The 18696-nt window shown below is 59.7% G+C and carries 18 protein-coding genes, 4 tRNA genes and 1 pseudogene; 8 read left to right on the top strand and 15 right to left on the bottom strand.

Annotated elements, in window-relative coordinates; translation table 11 throughout:
• Nucleotides 1-36: 36 nt before the first annotated feature.
• Entirely contained in the window at nt 37-969 is a 933-nt protein-coding gene (locus AC3ITA_RS24695) for a LysR family transcriptional regulator (protein ID WP_095945523.1), read from the bottom strand.
• 121 nt (nt 970-1090) lie between these two features.
• On the opposite strand from AC3ITA_RS24695, the gene AC3ITA_RS24700 reads away from it, so the two are divergent.
• The gene (locus AC3ITA_RS24700; RefSeq protein ID WP_095945524.1) at nt 1091-1333 is read left to right on the top strand and encodes a DUF2790 domain-containing protein; all 243 of its coding nucleotides are present in this window, start codon (nt 1091-1093) and stop codon (nt 1331-1333) included.
• An 8-nt stretch (nt 1334-1341) separates the two neighbouring features.
• On the opposite strand, the gene AC3ITA_RS24705 is transcribed toward AC3ITA_RS24700, so the two are convergent.
• The 3 genes from AC3ITA_RS24705 to AC3ITA_RS24715 are packed head-to-tail and all read right to left on the bottom strand — an operon-like array spanning nt 1342 to nt 5194.
• The gene (locus AC3ITA_RS24705) at nt 1342-2610 is read right to left on the bottom strand and encodes an OprD family porin (RefSeq protein ID WP_095945525.1); all 1269 of its coding nucleotides are present in this window, start codon (nt 2608-2610) and stop codon (nt 1342-1344) included.
• 16 nt (nt 2611-2626) lie between these two features.
• Nucleotides 2627-3847: a benzoate/H(+) symporter BenE family transporter gene (locus tag AC3ITA_RS24710; protein ID WP_489278593.1), complete on the bottom strand. Its 1221-nt coding sequence runs from the start codon at nt 3845-3847 to the stop codon at nt 2627-2629.
• Nucleotides 3848-3850: 3 nt separating this feature from the next.
• The gene (locus AC3ITA_RS24715) at nt 3851-5194 is read right to left on the bottom strand and encodes an aromatic acid/H+ symport family MFS transporter (protein WP_095945527.1); all 1344 of its coding nucleotides are present in this window, start codon (nt 5192-5194) and stop codon (nt 3851-3853) included.
• A gap of 219 nt (nt 5195-5413) precedes the next feature.
• Between AC3ITA_RS24715 and AC3ITA_RS24720 the strand changes: the two genes are divergently transcribed.
• The 3 genes from AC3ITA_RS24720 (at nt 5414) to AC3ITA_RS24730 (ending at nt 7677) form a co-directional block, all read left to right on the top strand.
• Entirely contained in the window at nt 5414-6040 is a 627-nt protein-coding gene (locus tag AC3ITA_RS24720; RefSeq protein WP_007970534.1) for a DUF1780 domain-containing protein, read from the top strand.
• 104 nt (nt 6041-6144) lie between these two features.
• A complete protein-coding gene (locus AC3ITA_RS24725) occupies nt 6145-6318 on the top strand; it encodes a DUF3094 domain-containing protein (protein WP_007970531.1) in 174 nt (57 codons plus the stop codon).
• Between the two features lie 60 nt (nt 6319-6378).
• A complete protein-coding gene (locus AC3ITA_RS24730) occupies nt 6379-7677 on the top strand; it encodes an NAD(P)/FAD-dependent oxidoreductase (protein WP_150672722.1) in 1299 nt (432 codons plus the stop codon).
• Between the two features lie 173 nt (nt 7678-7850).
• Here the strand turns inward: AC3ITA_RS24730 and AC3ITA_RS24735 are convergent.
• The 7 genes from AC3ITA_RS24735 to rluD all read right to left on the bottom strand — a co-directional run bounded on the left by AC3ITA_RS24735 (nt 7851) and on the right by rluD (nt 12944).
• Nucleotides 7851-7927, bottom strand: a tRNA-Pro gene (locus AC3ITA_RS24735).
• Nucleotides 7928-8021: 94 nt separating this feature from the next.
• Nucleotides 8022-8097, bottom strand: a tRNA-Lys gene (locus tag AC3ITA_RS24740).
• A 5-nt stretch (nt 8098-8102) separates the two neighbouring features.
• Nucleotides 8103-8179 (bottom strand) — tRNA-Pro (locus AC3ITA_RS24745).
• A gap of 9 nt (nt 8180-8188) precedes the next feature.
• Nucleotides 8189-8264, bottom strand: a tRNA-Asn gene (locus AC3ITA_RS24750).
• 300 nt (nt 8265-8564) lie between these two features.
• A complete protein-coding gene (clpB, locus tag AC3ITA_RS24755) occupies nt 8565-11129 on the bottom strand; it encodes an ATP-dependent chaperone ClpB (RefSeq protein WP_150672721.1) in 2565 nt (854 codons plus the stop codon).
• Nucleotides 11130-11259: 130 nt separating this feature from the next.
• Nucleotides 11260-11985, bottom strand: a complete 726-nt coding sequence (gene pgeF / locus AC3ITA_RS24760; protein ID WP_489278597.1) for a peptidoglycan editing factor PgeF — start codon at nt 11983-11985, stop codon at nt 11260-11262.
• Entirely contained in the window at nt 11982-12944 is a 963-nt protein-coding gene (rluD, locus tag AC3ITA_RS24765) for a 23S rRNA pseudouridine(1911/1915/1917) synthase RluD (protein ID WP_489278599.1), read from the bottom strand. Before rluD ends, pgeF begins: the two co-directional genes overlap by 4 nt.
• Before the next feature lie 151 nt (nt 12945-13095).
• On the opposite strand from rluD, the gene AC3ITA_RS24770 reads away from it, so the two are divergent.
• The 4 genes and pseudogenes from AC3ITA_RS24770 (at nt 13096) to AC3ITA_RS24785 (ending at nt 16234) form a co-directional block, all read left to right on the top strand.
• Nucleotides 13096-14118: an outer membrane protein assembly factor BamD gene (locus tag AC3ITA_RS24770; RefSeq protein ID WP_095946032.1), complete on the top strand. Its 1023-nt coding sequence runs from the start codon at nt 13096-13098 to the stop codon at nt 14116-14118.
• Nucleotides 14119-14317: 199 nt separating this feature from the next.
• Nucleotides 14318-14551, top strand: coding sequence for a PP0621 family protein (locus AC3ITA_RS24775; RefSeq protein WP_080925333.1), 234 nt, complete (start codon nt 14318-14320; stop codon nt 14549-14551).
• 31 nt (nt 14552-14582) lie between these two features.
• Nucleotides 14583-14900, top strand: a pseudogene (locus AC3ITA_RS24780) (hypothetical protein); the annotation flags it as partial.
• Nucleotides 14897-16234: a sigma-54-dependent transcriptional regulator gene (locus AC3ITA_RS24785; protein ID WP_095946030.1), complete on the top strand. Its 1338-nt coding sequence runs from the start codon at nt 14897-14899 to the stop codon at nt 16232-16234. The pseudogene AC3ITA_RS24780 and the gene AC3ITA_RS24785, both read left to right, overlap by 4 nt.
• A 4-nt stretch (nt 16235-16238) precedes the next feature.
• Here the strand turns inward: AC3ITA_RS24785 and thiO are convergent, their stop codons facing one another.
• Genes thiO through AC3ITA_RS24805 form a run of 4 tightly spaced genes read right to left on the bottom strand, consistent with a single transcriptional unit; the run spans nt 16239 to nt 18691 of the window.
• Nucleotides 16239-17339, bottom strand: coding sequence for a glycine oxidase ThiO (gene thiO / locus AC3ITA_RS24790; RefSeq protein WP_489278602.1), 1101 nt, complete (start codon nt 17337-17339; stop codon nt 16239-16241).
• A gap of 56 nt (nt 17340-17395) precedes the next feature.
• A complete protein-coding gene (locus AC3ITA_RS24795; protein ID WP_150672720.1) occupies nt 17396-17797 on the bottom strand; it encodes a type IV pilin protein in 402 nt (133 codons plus the stop codon).
• A gap of 14 nt (nt 17798-17811) precedes the next feature.
• Entirely contained in the window at nt 17812-18225 is a 414-nt protein-coding gene (locus AC3ITA_RS24800) for a hypothetical protein (protein WP_095946027.1), read from the bottom strand.
• Nucleotides 18212-18691, bottom strand: coding sequence for a pilus assembly PilX family protein (locus AC3ITA_RS24805; RefSeq protein WP_095946026.1), 480 nt, complete (start codon nt 18689-18691; stop codon nt 18212-18214). The genes AC3ITA_RS24800 and AC3ITA_RS24805 overlap by 14 nt, the downstream gene beginning before the upstream one ends.
• Nucleotides 18692-18696 lie beyond the last annotated feature (5 nt).

Below are 18696 nucleotides of genomic sequence, written 5' to 3' on the forward strand. Positions count from 1 at the left end.
ACTCAGTCTACACCGCCGCTCTCCCGCCCTTCGACTTCAGGCCCAATGCCGCGGATCGTTCACCACTGCATCATGCTCGGCGAATAGTTTCGGTAGCTCAGACTTGAGAAAGTCCACCCAGGTGCGGACCTTGGCATCGAGAAAGCGTCGCGAAGGATACAGCGCGTACACATTGCGTTCGCGCAGACGCCATGCCGGTAACACGCGTAGCAAAGTGCCGTCGCTCAAGGGCCGCATCGCGGTGTAGAACGGCAGCAGGCTGATACCCATGCCCGCCTCCGAAGCCTTGACCATCGACTCGGCAACATTGCACTGAAAGGTCTTGGCCGGGCTGACGGCGTGCTTGCCGTGCTCGTCCTGGAAAAGCCATTGATCGCTGTACAGCGGGTCGAGCATGCGCAGGCATTGATGATCGTTCAGCGCCAGCGGCTGCTGCGGCACACCCCGGCGTTGCAGGTAAGCCGGGGAGGCACAGGGCACGCTGTAGATCTGCCCGACGGCCTGCGCAACCATTTGCGAGTCGGCCAGTTCAGGAGCGATCGAAATCACCACATCGTGCCCCTCCTCCAGCGGGTCTGGATTGCGTTGCGACAAGGTCAGTTCGAACACCACATCGGGATAAAGCTCGCTGTAGCGGGCGATCAACGGCGTGAGCAGCACACCCAGGCCGTTCATGCTGTGCACCCGCAGGCGTCCGGCCGGATTGGTATGAGCGCCACGGGCCTCGGCCGTCGCCTCATCCATGGCATCGACGATTTGCCGGCTGCGCAGCAGGAAGCGCTCGCCAGCGTCGGTCAGGCTCAAGCGCCGCGTGGTGCGTTGCAGCAGACGCGCCTGTACATGCTCCTCCAGATCCGCCACCAATCGGGATACCTGCGCGGTCGACAGATCCAGCGCATCGGCAGCCCCGGTGAAACTGGCGCAGTCCACCACCCGGATGAACACACGCAAGTTGTTAAGCACATCCATAAGCCCCCCTCGGGCGATGACTGTTACGTTTTATGTAAGGCTGCATCCGCCGTTCGCCCCTTTATCCGTCGGTGGCAAAGACTAAAATTCAGACATCAGAACCGACACGGAGCACGCCAACATGAAAACGTTGATCAGCCTCTTGCTGACCGTTATCGCCACCTCGGCCATGGCCGCCGACAACGAACCCCTCGCGGTCCTGTATAACCCGGCGCAGCCACTGGACATCGCCAGCGTGGTTTCTGTGTCGGACACCGCGACCGCATGCGGGGTTGTACCGGCGACCATGGAGTATGTCGATCATCAGGGCCAGACCCACCGTGTGACCTACAACGTCATCGGTGATTGCACCAACAACCTGTGATCAATGGCTCACAACAAGGTCCACGTGTAGCTGAGGATCAAGCGGTTCTCGTCGATATCACTTCGGTAATTGGAACGCGCCATCGCGTTGCGCACACGGATGCCAAGGCCTTTGAGGCTGCCGCTCTGCAATACATAGCCGATATCCAGGTCACGCTCGCGGTCCTTGCCTTCATAGCCCTTGCCGGTATCGACGTTATTGCCGCTGATGTAGCGCACGGTGCTGGTCAGCCCCGGTACGCCGAGCGCCGCGAAGTCGTAGTCGTAGCGCGCCTGCCAGGAACGCTCATCGGTGAAGGCGAACTCGTAGGTCGGCACTTCGTTGCCCAGTGGTGAGATGTTGGCAAACACCCGTGGGAACGCACTGTCTCCGAACATGCCCTGATAGCCGACGTAAAACGTATGGCCGCCACGCTTGGCCGACAGCAACGAGAAGAACGCCTGGTTGTCGATGTTGCCCAGCAGTTTTTTGCCGTCTTCGCGCGAATCGTAGTAACCGAGGTTGGCGCCGAGGATCCAGTCACCCATCGGCTCACTGTGCTTCAAACCCAGAAAACGCTGGTTGTAGATATCTTCCAGTTGCCCGTACCAGGCGCTGACCGAGCTGCGCTTGTCGTTGAAGACATAATCGGCGCCGGCAAAATTGAAACCGTCACTGCTGACCTGGCGCTGCGGCACGTGCCCCAGCATCGCTTGCATCTTTTCGTCGCCAGCCTCGTTGCGCAGGCTGGTTGAACTCAAGTGACCACCCTGCAGCGTCAGGCCGTTGATCTCGTTGGAGGTGATGCTTGCGCCCTGATAACTCGGTGGCAGCAGGCGAATATCGCTGAAGGCCAACACCGGCAGATTGGGTTGCAGCTCACCGACTTTCAGCTCGGTTTTTGAGTAGCGCATCTTCAACGCGCCTTCCAGACGGCTGTAGTTGTCCGCCGCGCGGCCGTCGCTCTGCACCGGCAGCAAACCGGTATTGGTCCGGTCCGGGGCGCTGTCGAGCTTGAGGCCGAGCAAGCCGATGACGTCCACCCCAAACCCGACGGTGCCCTGGGTGTAACCGGACTTCACGTTGAGAATGAAACCCTGGGCCCACTCTTCAGCCTTCGATTGCTGATTGGCGCCGACGATGTCGGAATAGTCGCGGCTGAAGTAGTAATTGCGCGCCTGCAACGTCGCGGTGGTGTCTTCGACAAAGCCTTTTTCAGCGGCCATCGCGCCTGTGGAAAAACCCGAGACGACAGCCAGGGACAACGCCGAACCGGTGGTTGGGAGAATCTGTTTCATCGTTTTTCTCTTATTGTTATTGATCGACGGGTTGAAGGACTTCAGTTGCAGTGGATTTTCGACGGGGAACGGAACGACGGGCGCTCAACAGCACATGGGTGACCATGCCGAAAATCAGCCCCCAGAACGCCGCGGACAAACCGAACAACGACATGCCCGAAGCCGTGACCAGAAAGGTCACCAGCGCGGCTTCGCGATCGCTCGGCACCGCCATCGCGCCCGTTAACGCGCCGGCAATGGCGGCGAACAGGGCCAGCCCGGCCAGCGCCGCGATCAACTCTTTGGGGAACGCTGAAAACAGCGAGACCAGCGTGGCGCCGAAGATCCCCAGCAGCAGGTAACACAGCCCGCCGACGACCCCGGCCACGTAGCGTTTGCGAGGATCTTCGTGGGCTTCGCGGCCGGTGCAGATCGCTGCGGTGATCGCCGCCAGATTCAGTCCATGGCAACCAAACGGCGCCAGCAATGCCGTGCCCAGCGCGCTGCTGGCGATGATCGGGCTCGCCGGCGTTGGATATCCACTGGCGCGCAGCACCGCCATGCCGGGCACGAACTGACCGGTCAACGCCACCATCACCAGCGGCAAGGCGATGTTCAGGATCGCGCCCAGGCTGAACTCGGGCGTGATCCACACCGGCGTGGCCAGGCCGATCACCAGCGCTTCACGGTGCAAATCACCGGTGAACGCGGCAATCGAACAGCCCACCAGCAGCACCATCATCACTGCATAACGCGGCATCACCCGCTTGCAGATCAGGTACGTGGCAAACATCGCCAGGACCAGCAACGGCTTGCGCTGCATCGACACGAACAACCCGGTGCCGAAACTGAACAGGATGCCCGCCAGCATTGCCGCCGCGATGGCTGCCGGCAGTTTGCTGATGATCCGGTCAAACGCCCCCGAGATCCCGACCACGAAAATAATCAGGCTGCTGACCAGGTAAGCGCCCACCGCCTCTGCCATGGAAATCTCCGGCAACAGCGCCACCAGCAGCGCCGAGCCCGGCGCCGACCAGGCGATGATCACCGGAACTCGGTAGCGCAGGCTCAAACCGATCCCGAGCACGGCGCTGCCAATGGAGATCGCCCAGATCCAGGACGACAACACTTCCCGCGAAAGCTGTGCCGCTTCTGCCGCCTGAAAGATGATCACCAACGGCCCGGCGTAAGAAATCACCGTGGCAATGAATCCAGCCACGGCGGCCGACAATGAGAAGTCCTGGAAAAACGCTTTCATGATTCAGGCACCGGTCGCTGACAACACGGGGTTGACGCCAGCAGCGCTGCGTCGGCTGCTGATGGCGAACACGGTCATGGCCAGGGCCGCTACCGCGCCGGGCAAGGCAAACGCCATGAAGTTCAGTTGCAGGGGCAGGCTGATCCCGAGCAAGGCACCGCCCAGCAGCGGACCGACGATGGCCCCGTTGCGCCCGATGCCCGAGGCCCAGCCCAGGCCGGTCGAACGAATCGTCATGGAGTAGAACTGCGCGGCGCAGGCGTACAAGAGAATCTGCGAGCCAATGGTGGTGGCACCCGCAATCGCGATCAGCAAGTACAACACCGGCATCGGGCTATTGAAGCCCAACAGGGTGATCGACACCGCCGCCATGGCGAAAAACACCGACAGCACTCTCGGCAGATTGAGTTTGTCGCCCAGCACCCCGCCACCGACCGCGCCGAAGATCGCTCCGAAGTTCAACACCAGCAGGAACGACAGGCTCGAACCCAGGCTGTAACCGGCGTTGGCCATCAGTTTCGGCAGCCAGGAACTCAGCGCGTACACCATCAACAGGCAGCAGAAAAACGCCAGCCACAACATCAGCGTGCGCAGCGCACGGCCTTCACGGAACAACTGCAACACCGGGGTGCCCGTACCTTTCACTTCGGCCATGTGCAATTGATCGGACGTTTGCGCGACGTAGGCCGGATCGATGCGTTCAAGAATGTTGCGCGCCTCTTCATTACGCCCCTGACGCAACATGAAGCCCACCGATTCAGGCAGGAAATACATGATCAGCGGCAACAGCAGCAATGGCAGGATCGCCACGTAAAACACCGACTGCCAGCCGAAACTCGGGATCAGCACGATGCCCAGCCCAGCAGACAGCATGCCGCCCACCGAGTAACCGCTGAACATGATCGCGACCAGCGTGCTGCGGATTTTTTTCGGTGCGTACTCGTTCATCAGTGCCACGACGTTAGGCATCACGCCGCCAATGCCGAGCCCGGCAATGAAGCGACAGAGGCCGAACTCGGTGGGGTTGCGGGCAAAACCGTTGAGCACGGTGAAGCCGCTGAAGAGCATCACGCAGATCGTGATGGCTTTCTTGCGGCCGATCCTGTCCGACAACGGACCGAAGAACAGCGCGCCGAACATCATGCCGAACAGTGCATAACTGCCCAGTGCACCGGCTTGCAGAGGACTGAGCCCCCACTCTTTCATCAGCATCGGCAAGACCACGCCGTAGATCACCAGATCGTAACCGTCGAAGATGATGATCAGGGCACACCAGAACAGCACCATCCAGTGAAAGCGGTTGAAACGAGCGTTGTCGATAACCTCATGTACGTCGATCTTGCGCATGGCATATATCTCTTGTTGTTGTTTTTTTAGAGCGTCGGTAACACGGCTTACGTCCGTACAGCCGAGGGTAGAGCTGCCCGATACGTGGCAATAGCCAGTGAGCGCAGATCACTATCCGTTTTGTGCAGAGCCCTGGAACGGGCGTGGGAACGGGAGGCGATGGGCCTCGCCGATAAATTGTCTTCTTTGCGAACACATTTGAACGCTAAGCTTGGGCCTATGGATGACTCAGATTATTTACGCCTGCTGACCATCGCGGCCGAGCAAGCCAACGCATTCCTGTCCAATGCCCGCAAATGGGAGCGTGAGCGTTGGGTGTGCCAGCGCCTGCTGCAAGGCTTGAACATTCCCTATCGCGCCGACGAGTTCGCCCCCGCCGGGGAGCCGCCGGATGTGTTGTTTCGCGATGCCAGTTTCGAGGTGTTCTTCGTGCTCGACGAGGGTCGGCGCCTCAACGATGAATGGCGCGATGAACTGCAACGTCGGCGCAGCGCGTTTTCCCTGAGCCAACTGGTACGCCGCGAGGCCAAGCCACGGCGCATCCCCGCCAACGAGTTCTTGCTGCGATTGGCGCCGACTTTGCGCAAAAAAGCGCACAACTACAAAGAACGCGGTATGGATCTGGGTGAGCTGGACATCATTGCCTTCGCCAGCCTCAAACGCGAAGTGCTGGACCTCAACAGCCATTTCCCGCCACCGACCGAATACCTGCGCCAGGGCTGGCGCTCGCTGTCGCTGGTCGGGCCGACCTTCGCCCGTGTACTGTTCGCTCACCCGGATGCTCCGGACTTTTTGCGCAGCAACCTGGGGCGCAGCATTGTTTTTGATGTCGGGATCAGTCTGTGAGACTCGAGCCTTTCTCCGCTCAGCAGCTAAGCTCCGTTCACAGCTGAATAATTTCCCTGTAGCTTCCAGACATTCAGCAACGTCTACTCCTGACGAGGCCCGATATGACCAGCCGCCTGAACCCCGACGACCAAAAGCATGTCGAAGAGTACCTGCAGTTGTCCCAGCATCAAGTCGAGCGCCGGCCTTTTCGGCCGTGGATGCTCCTTGTACTGGTATTGGCAGTGACCATTGGTCTGGGCCTGCTGAGCCGACTTATCAGTTATCTGACGCTATGAGCTGCCTTGCGCTCGCTTGGGTAACCGTACCGATTTCTTTTAGCCTTGCGAGTTATCCCCATGTCCCATCGTATTGTCATTGTCGGCGGCGGCGCCGGCGGTCTGGAGTTGGCTACCCGTCTGGGTAAGACTCTGGGCAAGCGCGGCACAGCCAGTGTGATGCTGGTCGACGCGAACCTGACCCACATCTGGAAACCGTTGTTGCACGAAGTGGCGGCCGGCTCCCTGAATTCTTCCGAAGACGAACTCAACTATGTCGCCCAGGCCAAATGGAACCACTTCGAGTTCCAGCTGGGACGCATGAGCGGTCTCGATCGTGCGAGCAAGAAAATCCAGCTGGCCGCCACCTATGACGAAGCCGGTCTGGAGCTGGTGCCGGCCCGTGAAGTGCCTTACGACTCGCTGGTGATCTCCGTCGGCAGTACCACCAACGATTTCGGCACCCAGGGCGCGGCGCAACACTGCCTGTTCCTCGACACCCGCAAACAGGCCGAGCGTTTCCACCAGCAATTGCTCAATCACTATTTGCGCGCTCACGCCGGTCAGACCGACACGATCGAGCAAATCAGCGTAGCCATCGTCGGCGCCGGTGCCACCGGGGTCGAACTGGCCGCCGAACTGCACAACGCCGCCCACGAATTGGCAGCCTATGGCCTGGACCGGATCAAACCGGAAAACATGCACATCACCCTGATCGAAGCCGGTCCACGGGTGCTGCCGGCGCTGCCGGAGCGGATTGGCGGGCCTGTGCATAAAACCCTGGAGAAACTCGGGGTCAACGTGATGACCAATGCAGCGGTCAGCGAAGTGACCGCCGACAGCCTGATTACCGCGGACGGTAACGTGATCAACGCCAGCCTGAAAGTCTGGGCCGCAGGGATTCGTGCACCGGGTTTCCTCAAGGACATCGATGGCCTGGAAACCAACCGCATCAATCAGCTGCAAGTGCTGCCAACCCTGCAAACCACCCGCGACGAGAACATCTTCGCGTTCGGTGACTGCGCCGCCTGCCCGCAACCGGGCAGCGACCGCAACGTGCCGCCACGCGCCCAGGCCGCTCACCAACAGGCTTCGTTGCTGGCCAAATCACTGAAACTGCGCATCGAAGGCAAGGCCCTGCCAGAGTACAAGTACACCGACTACGGCTCGCTGATCTCGCTGTCGCGTTTTTCGGCTGTGGGTAACTTGATGGGCAACCTCACCGGCAGCGTGATGCTCGAAGGCTGGCTCGCGCGGATGTTCTACGTGTCGCTGTACCGCATGCACCAGATGGCGCTGTACGGGCCGTTCCGCACGGCGATGCTGATGCTGGGCAGCAAGATCGGACGTGGTACCGAGCCACGGCTCAAGTTGCACTAACACCTGTAGGAGCGAGCTTGCTCGCGAAGAACCTGAGAGCGCCGCGTTAAACCAGAAACGCTGCGTTTTCGTTAACGATCTTCGCGAGCAAGCTCGCTCCTACAATTGATCCGCGGCAAGCAATTAACAGACAAAAAAAATCCCCGTATCTTTCGATACGAGGATTTTTAATATGGTCGGGGTAAGGGGATTCGAACTCCTGACATCCTGCTCCCAAAGCAGGCGCGCTACCGGACTGCGCTATACCCCGGTAAAAAAAAGGCACCCTTGAAGGCGCCTTCCTCGATCAGCGCTTTTGGCCTCTGATCTTAAGATTCGATTCCAGCGCTAACTGGTTTCAAAAATGGTGGGTCGTGTGGGATTCGAACCTACGACCAATTGGTTAAAAGCCAACTGCTCTACCAACTGAGCTAACGACCCAAAAATGGTCGGGGTAAGGGGATTCGAACTCCTGACATCCTGCTCCCAAAGCAGGCGCGCTACCGGACTGCGCTATACCCCGGTTTGAAATTGGCTCCGTGACCAGGACTCGAACCTGGGACCCAATGATTAACAGTCATTTGCTCTACCGACTGAGCTATCACGGAACTACACATTTCAATTTACAACTTTGAAGCTTTACTGCGTTCTCTTCAACCCGTTCGCATCGCTGCGTTCGTGTGTCTGAGGCGCGCTATTCTACAATCTTCAGCACCTCTGTCAACCCCCTAAATTGCTTTCAAGTTAATGATTTGCAACTTATTTTGGATTCCTGCTTGGGGAGCGGAAACCCTGGTGGGTGACTGACTGCGGGGCGCACTTTACAAGCCTTTTCCTTTGAGTTCAACAGCCTAACGAAAAAAAGGCCTCGTTATGCGAGGCCTTTTCGATTTTGCCGCGGTTATGGATCAGACGAATACGATTTCGTCGTTCTCCACCACGCCGTGAGCGGTATCGCCCGGCATGAATCGACCGGACAGAATCAACTGCGCCAGCGGGTTCTCGATCCAGCGCTGGATAGCGCGCTTGAGCGGCCGAGCGCCATACACCGGGTCGTAACCGACCGCGATCAGCTTGTCCATCGCCTCAGGGCTGAGCTCAAGCTTCAGCTCGCGCTCGGTCAGGCGGCTGCGCAGACGACCCAACTGGATCTCGGTAATGCCGGCGATCTGATCCCGCGCCAACGGCTCGAAGATCACCACTTCGTCGACCCGATTGATGAACTCCGGCCGGAAGTGGGTGGAAATCGCATCCATCACCGCTGCACGCTGCGCCTCACGATCACCGACCAGTTCCTGGATCTGCACCGACCCCAGGTTGGAGGTCATGACAATCACGGTGTTCTTGAAATCCACCGTGCGGCCATGGCTGTCGGTCAGACGACCATCCTCGAGCACTTGCAGCAAAATGTTGAACACATCCGGGTGCGCCTTCTCGACTTCGTCCATGAGGATCACCGAATACGGCTTGCGACGTACGGCCTCGGTCAGATAACCGCCCTCTTCATAGCCCACGTAGCCTGGTGGCGCACCGATCAAGCGCGCCACGGAATGTTTCTCCATGAACTCGGACATGTCGATCCGCACCATCGCTTCTTCAGTGTCGAAGAGGAACTCGGCCAGCGCCTTGCACAGCTCGGTTTTACCGACACCGGTCGGGCCGAGGAACATGAACGAGCCGCTTGGGCGATTCGGGTCGGACAATCCGGCGCGGGAACGCCGCACTGCGTTGGACACCGCGACCACCGCCTCTTCCTGGCCGATCACACGCTGGTGCAACAGGCTTTCCATCTTCATCAGTTTTTCGCGCTCGCCCTCGAGCATCTTCGACACCGGGATACCGGTCCACTTCGACACGACTTCGGCGATCTCTTCTTCAGTCACCTTGCTGCGCAGCAACTGGTTTTCGGCTTTGCCGTGCTGGTCGACCATTTGCAGGCTGCGCTCCAGGTCCGGGATCACCCCGTACTGCAACTCCGCCATGCGGTTCAGGTCGCCTTTGCGGCGGGCCGCTTCCAGTTCCTGACGGGATTGCTCGATTTTCTGCTGGATCTGCGCCGAACCCTGGACTTCGGCTTTCTCCGAGTTCCAGATTTCTTCGAGATCCGAGTACTCACGCTCATGCCGAGCGATTTCTTCCTGCAATTTCTCCAGACGCTTCTTCGCTGCGTCATCGCTTTCTTTCTTCAGCGCCTGGGATTCCACCTTCAGCTGAATCAGGCGACGCTCCAGACGGTCCAGCACTTCCGGCTTGGAGTCAATCTCCATGCGGATGCGGCTGGCGGCTTCGTCGATCAGGTCGATGGCCTTGTCGGGCAACTGCCGGTCAGTGATGTAACGATGACTGAGCTTGGCCGCGGCAATGATCGCGCCGTCGGTGATCGCCACCTTGTGGTGAACCTCATAACGCTCCTTGAGGCCACGCAGGATGGCGATGGTGTCTTCTTCGCTCGGCTCGTCCACCAGCACTTTCTGGAAGCGTCGCTCGAGGGCGGCGTCCTTCTCGATATATTGGCGGTACTCGTTGAGCGTTGTGGCACCTACACAGTGCAGCTCACCGCGGGCCAGGGCCGGCTTGAGCATGTTGCCCGCATCCATCGAGCCCTCACCTTTACCGGCGCCGACCATGGTGTGCAGTTCGTCGATGAACAGAATGATCTGCCCTTCCTGCTTCGACAGTTCATTGAGCAGGGATTTCAGGCGTTCTTCGAACTCGCCGCGATACTTGGCACCGGCAATCAGCGCCCCCATGTCCAGGGACAACAGGCGCTTGCCCTTGAGGCCGTCCGGCACTTCGCCATTGATGATGCGCTGGGCCAGGCCTTCGGCGATGGCGGTTTTACCCACGCCAGGCTCACCGATCAGCACAGGATTGTTCTTGGTACGACGTTGCAGCACCTGGATTGTGCGGCGAATTTCGTCGTCTCGGCCGATCACCGGGTCAAGCTTGCCGTCTTCGGCGCGCTTGGTCAGGTCGACGGTGTATTTATCCAGCGCCTGTCGCGCTTCTTCGTGGTTCGGGTCATTGACGGCCTCGCCACCACGCAGGTTGTTGATCGCGTTTTCCAGGGCTTTCTTGCTCACGCCCTGGCCGAGCAACAGCTTGCCGAGCTTGCTGTTCTCGTCCATGGCGGCGAGCAGCACCAGTTCGCTTGAGATGAACTGGTCGCCCTTTTGCTGGGCCAGACGGTCGGCCTGGTTGAGCAGGCGTGCCAGATCCTGCGACATGTTCACGTCGCCGGTCGGGTTCTGTATTTTCGGTAGCTGGTCGAGCTCTTTGGTCAGCTCTTTACGCAGGCTGTTGACGTCGAAGCCCACCTGCATCAGCAGGGGCTTGATCGAGCCACCCTGCTGTTCGAGCAAGGCTTGCATCAAGTGCGCCGGCTCGATGGCCGGATGATCGTGGCCGACAGCCAGGGATTGGGCATCGGACAACGCTAACTGCAATTTGCTGGTTAAACGGTCTATACGCATGGGTCACCTTCCTTTTGAGCAGGCCGGACCTATAAAACATCCTGAATGATGAAACCTGCCAGATACCGTTATAGATGCGGTCGATTCTGGGAGTTTCAAGCATCAAGACATTGATACAGATCAGAGAAGCTTAGCGGGCGAGCCAGATCAGGGAGGCAAAGCGACCGGTGCGAGGGGCACGGCGGTAAGAAAAGAAACGTGGGTCGGTCACGGTGCAGAAACCGCCACCGTAGACAGCGGTGACGCCGCGAGCGGCCAGGCGCAGACGCGCAAGCTTATAGATGTCGGCCATGAACTTGCCGGGGTTTTGGCTCGGTACAAAGGCTTCTGCCGCTTGCGGCAACTGCTGCACAAAGATTTCGCGTACTTCCGGGCCGACTTCAAAGGCTTGCGGGCCAATGGCCGGGCCAAGCCAGACCAATACCTCGGCAGGTGGCACGGCCAGACTGTCGAGAGTGGCTTCCAGCACGCCAGCAGCCAACCCGCGCCAACCGGCATGGGCCGCCGCTACGCGAGTGCCGGCACGGTCGCAAAACAGCGCAGGCAGACAATCGGCGGTCATCGCCGCGCAGGCGACGCCCGGCGTTGATGTCCAACTGGCATCAGCCGTATCCACCCGGCCAGGATCGGCATGGGCCACGACAATGCCGTGGACCTGCTGCAGCCAGGCCGGTTGAATGGAGAAATGATCGGTAAGACGCCGGCGATTCTCGGCAACAGCTTCAGGGCTGTCGTCGACGTGATCGCCGAGGTTGAGGCTATCGAACGGCGCCAGACTGACGCCGCCCGCACGGGTGGTGACGCAGGCTTTGACCCCGGCCGGCGCGGGCCAGTCAGGAATCAGCCAGTCACTCATCCGATGAACGCCTCACGGTCTTGCTTGAGCAGGGTCAGCAACCAGACGAAATCTTCCGGCAACGGCGATTCCCAGCTCATGCGCTGACCGGTGGTCGGATGATCCAGTTCCAGGAAACGCGCATGCAGCGCCTGACGCGGGAAGTTTTTCAGCGACTCGACCATGGTCGGGTTGGCGGCCGGCGGAATACGGAAACGACCGCCGTAGGCAGGATCTCCGAGCAACGGGTAGTTGATGTGCGCCATATGCACGCGAATCTGGTGCGTACGACCGGTTTCCAGCTTCACCCGCACGTGAGTGTGGGAGCGGAAGCGCTCGAGCACGCGGTAATGGCTGACGGCTTGCTTGCCACCTTCCATCACGGCCATGCGCTGGCGTTGCTGGCCGTGACGACCGATCGGCGCGTTGATCTTGCCACCAGCTGTCACCACACCGATCACGATGCACTCGTAGATCCGGCTGACGCTGCGGCTCTGCAACTGTGTAACCAGCTGCGTCTGCGCTTGAATGGTCTTGGCCACCACCATCAGACCGGTGGTGTCCTTGTCCAGGCGATGCACGATACCGGCGCGGGGCACATTGATGATGTCCGGCACGTGGTGCAGCAAGGCGTTGAGCAAGGTGCCGTCGGCATGACCGGCAGCCGGGTGCACCACCAGGCCCGCAGGCTTGTTGATCACCAGGATATCGTCGTCTTCGTAGACGATATCCAGGGCAATGTCTTGAGCGACCCATTCGCCCTGAGCTTCCTGCTCGGCAGTCAACTCAAGGATGGCGCCGCCGTGGACGATGTCTCGCGGGCGGATAATCGCCCCATCCACAGTCAGGCGGCCGTCTTTGATCCAGGCGGAAAGGCGCGAGCGCGAGTGCTCAGCGAATAATTGTGCGGCGACTTGATCGAGGCGTTGGCCGCCCAATTCGGACGGCACCTCTGCGCGAAGTTCAATTTTATCGGACATGCTCAGACTAGGCGTCGGCACAGCCTTTGGTTTCGGCTGCGCGCTTGTGGTTAAATACGGCGTCTTTTGCCCCGAGGCTATTCAACGGGGCGCTCATCATAACAGGACGGCCACGCCCAAGACAGCGGCCGTCATAGGGACGCAAGCCGCCATGCAAGTGAAACACCTGCTGCTGATCGCCATCCTCGCATTGACCGCTGCTTGCTCATCGAAGGAAGTCGTAGACGAAAACCTCAGTGAAGTCGAGCTGTACCAACAGGCTCAAAATGACCTGGACAACAGTAGCTACACCAGCGCCATCGCCAAGCTGAAGGCTCTGGAATCGCGTTATCCGTTCGGCCGCTATGCCGACCAGGCGCAACTCGAGCTCATCTACGCCAACTACAAGAACACCGAGCCAGAAGCGGCCAAGTCCGCTGCGGAACGCTTCATTCGCCTGCACCCACAGCATCCGAACGTCGATTATGCCTACTACCTCAAGGGCCTGACTTCTTTCGACCAGGACGTCGGCCTGCTGGCGCGTTTCCTGCCGCTGGACATGACCAAGCGTGACCCGGGCGCCGCCCGCGACTCCTATAACGAGTTCGCCCAACTGACCAGCCGCTTCCCGAACAGCCGCTACGCGCCGGACGCCAAGCAGCGCATGATCTATCTGCGCAACCTGCTGGCCGCCTACGAAATTCACGTGGCCGACTACTACCTGACCCGTCAGGCCTATGTTGCCGCCGCGAACCGCGGTCGTTACGTGGTGGAAAACTTCCAGGAAACCCCTTCGGTCGGCGATGGCCTGGCGGTGATGACCGAGGCCTACCAGCGCCTGCACCTGGACGAACTGGCTGCCACCAGCCTGGAAACCCTGAAGCTCAACTACCCGAACCACCCGACGCTGGTAGACGGTCAGTTCGTACCGACCGTGGCCGAAGCTGACAACCGTTCGTGGCTGAGCAAGGTGACCCTGGGCTTTATCGAGTCCCGTCCGCCACTGCCACCGGGCGAAACCCGCGCCAACCAGGACGTGCAGAAGCAATTCCAGGACGCCAAGGACGCGATCCCGAGCGAGCTCAAGCCTAAAGACGACAATGGCGACGCGGTCGAAGAAGAAAATCACGAAGCGCAAGGCAACAACAGCGACCGTTCGTGGTTCAGCTACATGACTTTCGGCGTGTTCGACTGACACCCCGGGTTGTGCAAAAGGGAGACTTGTAGGAGCGAGCTTGCTCGCGATGGACGTTAACGTTAACGCGCTTTGTCTGAATAAACGCGTCGTCCTTGAGACCATCGCGAGCAAGCTCTCTCCTACATAAGCTATTGGGCTGTGCGCCGGCCATGTCCTTGGCTAAACTGCCGGATCATCAGTCGAAAAGCAGCTCACCATGCTTCGTTTATTGTTCTGGATTGCCCTGATTGCCGCTGCAGTGTGGTTCTGGCGCAAGTTCAAGGGTCAGGCCTCCCCCCCCAGATCCCCTGCCGAGCGGGAAGCCGCGCCCATGGTCCGTTGCGCCCATTGCGGCGTTCACCTGCCGCGTGACCGCGCGCTGAGCCTCGACCAGCAATGGTATTGCAGCCAGGCTCATCTCGAGCAAGGCAAGGGCTCCAGTGGCCACTGACACCTCAGCAGAAATGGCAGCCGTTTAGGGACTATCGCGCGCGCCCAAGGAACTGAAAGCTGTTGATCGACGTCTGACGCAGATTATTCAAGACCTCTCTCTGCGAATGAACCGGGTAATCGAAAACGTATTGCATCTGCAACGCCGCGAGCTAATGCCGCCATTACGGCTCGACCTGAAATCACTGGAAATACTCGATAATGAAGCCCCAGCCCCCCATATCATGGGCCTGGGGCTTTATCTGTCCGGCCAGCCGGGCGAAAGCATTCCGTCCCGCCTAGACTTCAAGGCACGCCAGGAAAGCGGCTGCTTTTGCATGACCTATGCACACGGACGGGACCCACGTTGAACACGAGACCACGACAAAAAGTCCTGATCGTCGATGACGAACCGGACATTCGAGAACTCCTGGAAATCACCCTGGGAAGGATGAAGCTGGAGACGTTCAATGCCCGCAACGTCGGCGAAGCGCAATCCCTGCTCAAACGCGAAACCTTCGATCTATGCCTGACCGACATGCAATTGTCGGACGGTACCGGCCTTGAGCTGGTCCAGCACATCCAGCAGCGCCACCCTCAGGTCCAGGTGGCGATGATCACTGCCTATGACAGCCTCGAAAACGCGATCAATGTGCTCAAGGCCGGGGCATTCGACTTCCTGACCAAACCGGTGGACCTTACGCGCTTGCGTGAACTGGTCACCAGCGCCCTGCTGGTTCCTGCCCGCGGGGTCGGCATCAATCGACGCTTGCTGGGCGACTCATTGCCCATGCGCAACCTGCGCAAGCACATCACCAAGCTGGCCAGCAGCCATGCGACGGTATACATCAGCGGAGAGTCCGGCAGCGGCAAGGAGTTGGTCGCGCGCCTGATCCATGATCAAAGCCCCCGCGCCAATCAGCCGTTCATCGCGATCAACTGCGCGGCGATTCCCTCGGAGCTGCTGGAGAGTGAGTTTTTCGGCCATCGCAAAGGCAGTTTCAGCGGTGCCATCGAAGACAAACCCGGCCTGTTCCAGGCAGCTCACGGCGGCACCCTGCTCCTCGACGAAGTGGCCGACCTGCCGCTGGCCATGCAGGTCAAACTGCTGCGCGCGATTCAGGAGAAATCCGTACGCTGCGTCGGCGGGCAGCAGGAAGTGGCGGTGGATGTGCGTATTCTCTGCGCCACACACAAGGACCTTGGCGCCGAAGTCGCCGCCGGACGATTTCGTCACGACCTTTACTACCGTTTGAACGTGATCGAACTCCGGGTGCCGCCCTTGCGCGAGCGTCGCGACGATATCGAAATGCTTGCCAGCCACATACTCAAGCGCCTGGCCGCCGATAGCGGTCAGCCTGCCGCAAGTCTCCACTCCCAAGCCCTTGAGGCGCTCAAAAGCTATCGCTTCCCGGGCAATGTGCGGGAACTGGAAAACACGCTCGAACGGGCGCACACCTTGTGTGAGAACAATCAGATCGAAGCCGGCGACCTGCGCCTGGCTGAAAGCAACCGTGGGGCTGAGGGGGGCGTGCCGGACCTGACCCGGATCGACAATCTGGAAGCCTATCTGGAAAACATCGAACGCCAACTGCTGCTCCAGGCCTTGGAGGAAACCCGCTGGAACCGTACGGCGGCGGCTCAGCGGTTGAACCTGTCATTCAGGTCGATGCGTTACCGGCTCAAGAAGCTGGGACTGGATTGAGGCTTTAAAGTCTTCCGGCAGGCGCATAAGGCGCCGGATCGATAATCGGCGCCCGGCCCAGCATCACATCGGCAAACAGCTGGCATGACGCCGGCGCCAGCACCAGCCCGTTTCGGTAATGCCCGCAGTTGAGCCAGAGCCCGTCAACCCCTGGCACCGGGCCGATGTAAGGAATGCCCTCGGGTGATCCCGGGCGCAATCCGGCCCAATGCCCCACTACTTCGGCATCGGCCAGCGCCGGGATCAACTCCACCGCGGACGCCTTCAGGCTTTCCAGTGCCGACCCGGTCGGCGTCTTGTCATAGCCCTCATGCTCCAGCGTACTGCCGATCAATATGTGCCCGTCGCGCCGGGGAATCGCATAACGGCCCTTGGCCAGGACCATGCTCGGCAGGAAATCCGCCGCACACTTGTAGAGAATCATCTGCCCTTTCACCGGCTCGACCGGCAGCGTCAGATCAAGAAGCTTGAGCAAATCACCGCTCCAGGCCCCCGCCGTCAGGACAACTTGATCACCCGAGACAATACCTGTGGAGGTCTGTACGCCGACCACTTTGGTGCCGTCACAAACAAACCCGCTGACTTCGCACTGCTCATGGATCGTCACGTTCGGCAGCGCCAGCAACGCGGCCTTGAGTGACTTCACCAGTCGAGGATTGCGCACGTTGGCAACGTCGGCCATGTAGATCGCCCGGGAAAAACCACTGCCCAGCACCGGCACGGCATCGTGTGCCGCCGAAATATCCACCGCGCTGAGCGGGCGATTTTCCCGGGCGGCCCATGCCAGGGCATCAGCCTCGTCATCCAGGTCCAGCCAGTACAGACCGGTGGTGTGCACTTGCGGATCAACACCAGTGGTGGCAAACAAGCGCTCGCCCAGCTGTGGATAAAAATCCTGGGACCAGTGAGCCAACGCGGTGACCGCCGGGCTGTAGCGCCACGGGTAAAGCGGCGAAACGATGCCGCCACCGGCCCAGGACGACTCCTGGCCGACGCTCGAGCGATCCAGCAGCACAACGCTTTGCACTTCGGAGGCGAGATTGAAGGCCGTCAGCAATCCAATCACCCCACCGCCGACAATCACCACTTGCTGTTGCCTGGTCATGTTCTGATCCCATCGTTAAATAGACAGAGGGTACAAAAGGCACCCGAAAAAGAAACTCAGCGCCCCCAGCAGTCTTTGCTGGTCAGGCCGGATTTCGCGTTGACCATACCGAGCACACCGGTATTGGTGATAGTCAGATCACCGCACTTGTCAGTGGCCATGCTCGAGTCAGCCCTGCGCACCGCCGTCAGCAGAAAGGCCTGGTCGGTCAGGGTCGGCGTGATGCTGTAGTAATCATTGCCGGCACTGAGGCCCGTCGCATCGGTGTAGGCATTTTTCTGCGAGTAGAAGCGCTCCAGTAGTTGCGCCTGCTCCGAGAGCAGACCGGCTACTTCTGCGCGACGGCCCTTGTTCAGGTATTCGGTGAGACTCGGGGCGGCAATGGTCATGACAATACCGATGATCGCAATCACGATCATGATTTCGATCAGGGTAAAACCGCGGTTGGAACTACGCATGCATCAATTCTCAGTCACTGTATTTGTCGCCACATGATGCGACGGCTACCGCCGGATTTTTCCATCCCCGCAGTACCGTCGCCAGTGGAATCGTTCACGGCCCCGCCATTGTCGCTGGCGTCCTGGGTCGAATGCTCACCGATAAAGATCACGCCATCGGATAGCGTGTCGCTGTTGTCGACCACTCCATCGGCGTTGCTGTCGAGCATCTTAACGCTGATCGCCTCGGGCAGCTTCAGGCAGACGGCCTTCAACCCCAGATTGCCGTGATAAAAACCGTACCAGTTGCCATTGGCCAGACAGGTTGGCCGGTTCAGCGCTGGCGCATCCGCTGATGTGGCAGCGTGCGCCGACACCGACAGGCCAAGCGCGACGACGACACCGAACAGTTGTGACCATAACCTGACAGCTCGCTCAGTACTTCGCATAGATGCTCTCCACAACACTGCGCGAATGCCCCGCGATGCCGACTGCCGTAACCCGATATAACGTCGCTGGGGTATTGATTGGCACATTCACCGCATTTTGGCTGACACCGATGTTTTGCACGCCATAAAAGCCCTTGCCCGATGCAATCCAGGTCACACCGGAAGAGGCGTTGAAACCGGCAGCGGTAATAGTCGAAGACTCGGACGGTGGCGCACATTGAACGATGGCGCTGCAAACAGGTAGCGCATAACTGTCCCGCTGCACTGTACCCTCACCCACCCGCAATGCGGCTTCGGCACTCTGGAACGACTGGTTGCGCAGGGCAACGCTACCGGCCATTTTTTCCTGCAGGGTCGCGCTCTGCATCGATGAAAGACCAATCAACGTGAGTAAGAGCAAGAACACCAGACTGACCAGCAGCGCCATGCCGCGTTGGGCGTCATACGTCTTGGGAGCACGGTTCATTGGCG

The organism is Pseudomonas sp. GL_090 (genome assembly GCF_057837765.1).

Coding starts and splice junctions, on each gene's coding strand:
- AC3ITA_RS24695 (WP_095945523.1), bottom strand. CDS start 969: ATGGATGTGCTTAACAACTTGCGTGTGTTCATCCGGGTGGTGGACTGC.
- AC3ITA_RS24700 (WP_095945524.1), top strand. CDS start 1,091: ATGAAAACGTTGATCAGCCTCTTGCTGACCGTTATCGCCACCTCGGCC.
- AC3ITA_RS24705 (WP_095945525.1), bottom strand. CDS start 2,610: ATGAAACAGATTCTCCCAACCACCGGTTCGGCGTTGTCCCTGGCTGTC.
- AC3ITA_RS24710 (WP_489278593.1), bottom strand. CDS start 3,847: ATGAAAGCGTTTTTCCAGGACTTCTCATTGTCGGCCGCCGTGGCTGGA.
- AC3ITA_RS24715 (WP_095945527.1), bottom strand. CDS start 5,194: ATGCGCAAGATCGACGTACATGAGGTTATCGACAACGCTCGTTTCAAC.
- AC3ITA_RS24720 (WP_007970534.1), top strand. CDS start 5,414: ATGGATGACTCAGATTATTTACGCCTGCTGACCATCGCGGCCGAGCAA.
- AC3ITA_RS24725 (WP_007970531.1), top strand. CDS start 6,145: ATGACCAGCCGCCTGAACCCCGACGACCAAAAGCATGTCGAAGAGTAC.
- AC3ITA_RS24730 (WP_150672722.1), top strand. CDS start 6,379: ATGTCCCATCGTATTGTCATTGTCGGCGGCGGCGCCGGCGGTCTGGAG.
- clpB (WP_150672721.1), bottom strand. CDS start 11,129: ATGCGTATAGACCGTTTAACCAGCAAATTGCAGTTAGCGTTGTCCGAT.
- pgeF (WP_489278597.1), bottom strand. CDS start 11,985: ATGAGTGACTGGCTGATTCCTGACTGGCCCGCGCCGGCCGGGGTCAAA.
- rluD (WP_489278599.1), bottom strand. CDS start 12,944: ATGTCCGATAAAATTGAACTTCGCGCAGAGGTGCCGTCCGAATTGGGC.
- AC3ITA_RS24770 (WP_095946032.1), top strand. CDS start 13,096: ATGCAAGTGAAACACCTGCTGCTGATCGCCATCCTCGCATTGACCGCT.
- AC3ITA_RS24775 (WP_080925333.1), top strand. CDS start 14,318: ATGCTTCGTTTATTGTTCTGGATTGCCCTGATTGCCGCTGCAGTGTGG.
- thiO (WP_489278602.1), bottom strand. CDS start 17,339: ATGACCAGGCAACAGCAAGTGGTGATTGTCGGCGGTGGGGTGATTGGA.
- AC3ITA_RS24795 (WP_150672720.1), bottom strand. CDS start 17,797: ATGCGTAGTTCCAACCGCGGTTTTACCCTGATCGAAATCATGATCGTG.
- AC3ITA_RS24800 (WP_095946027.1), bottom strand. CDS start 18,225: ATGCGAAGTACTGAGCGAGCTGTCAGGTTATGGTCACAACTGTTCGGT.
- AC3ITA_RS24805 (WP_095946026.1), bottom strand. CDS start 18,691: ATGAACCGTGCTCCCAAGACGTATGACGCCCAACGCGGCATGGCGCTG.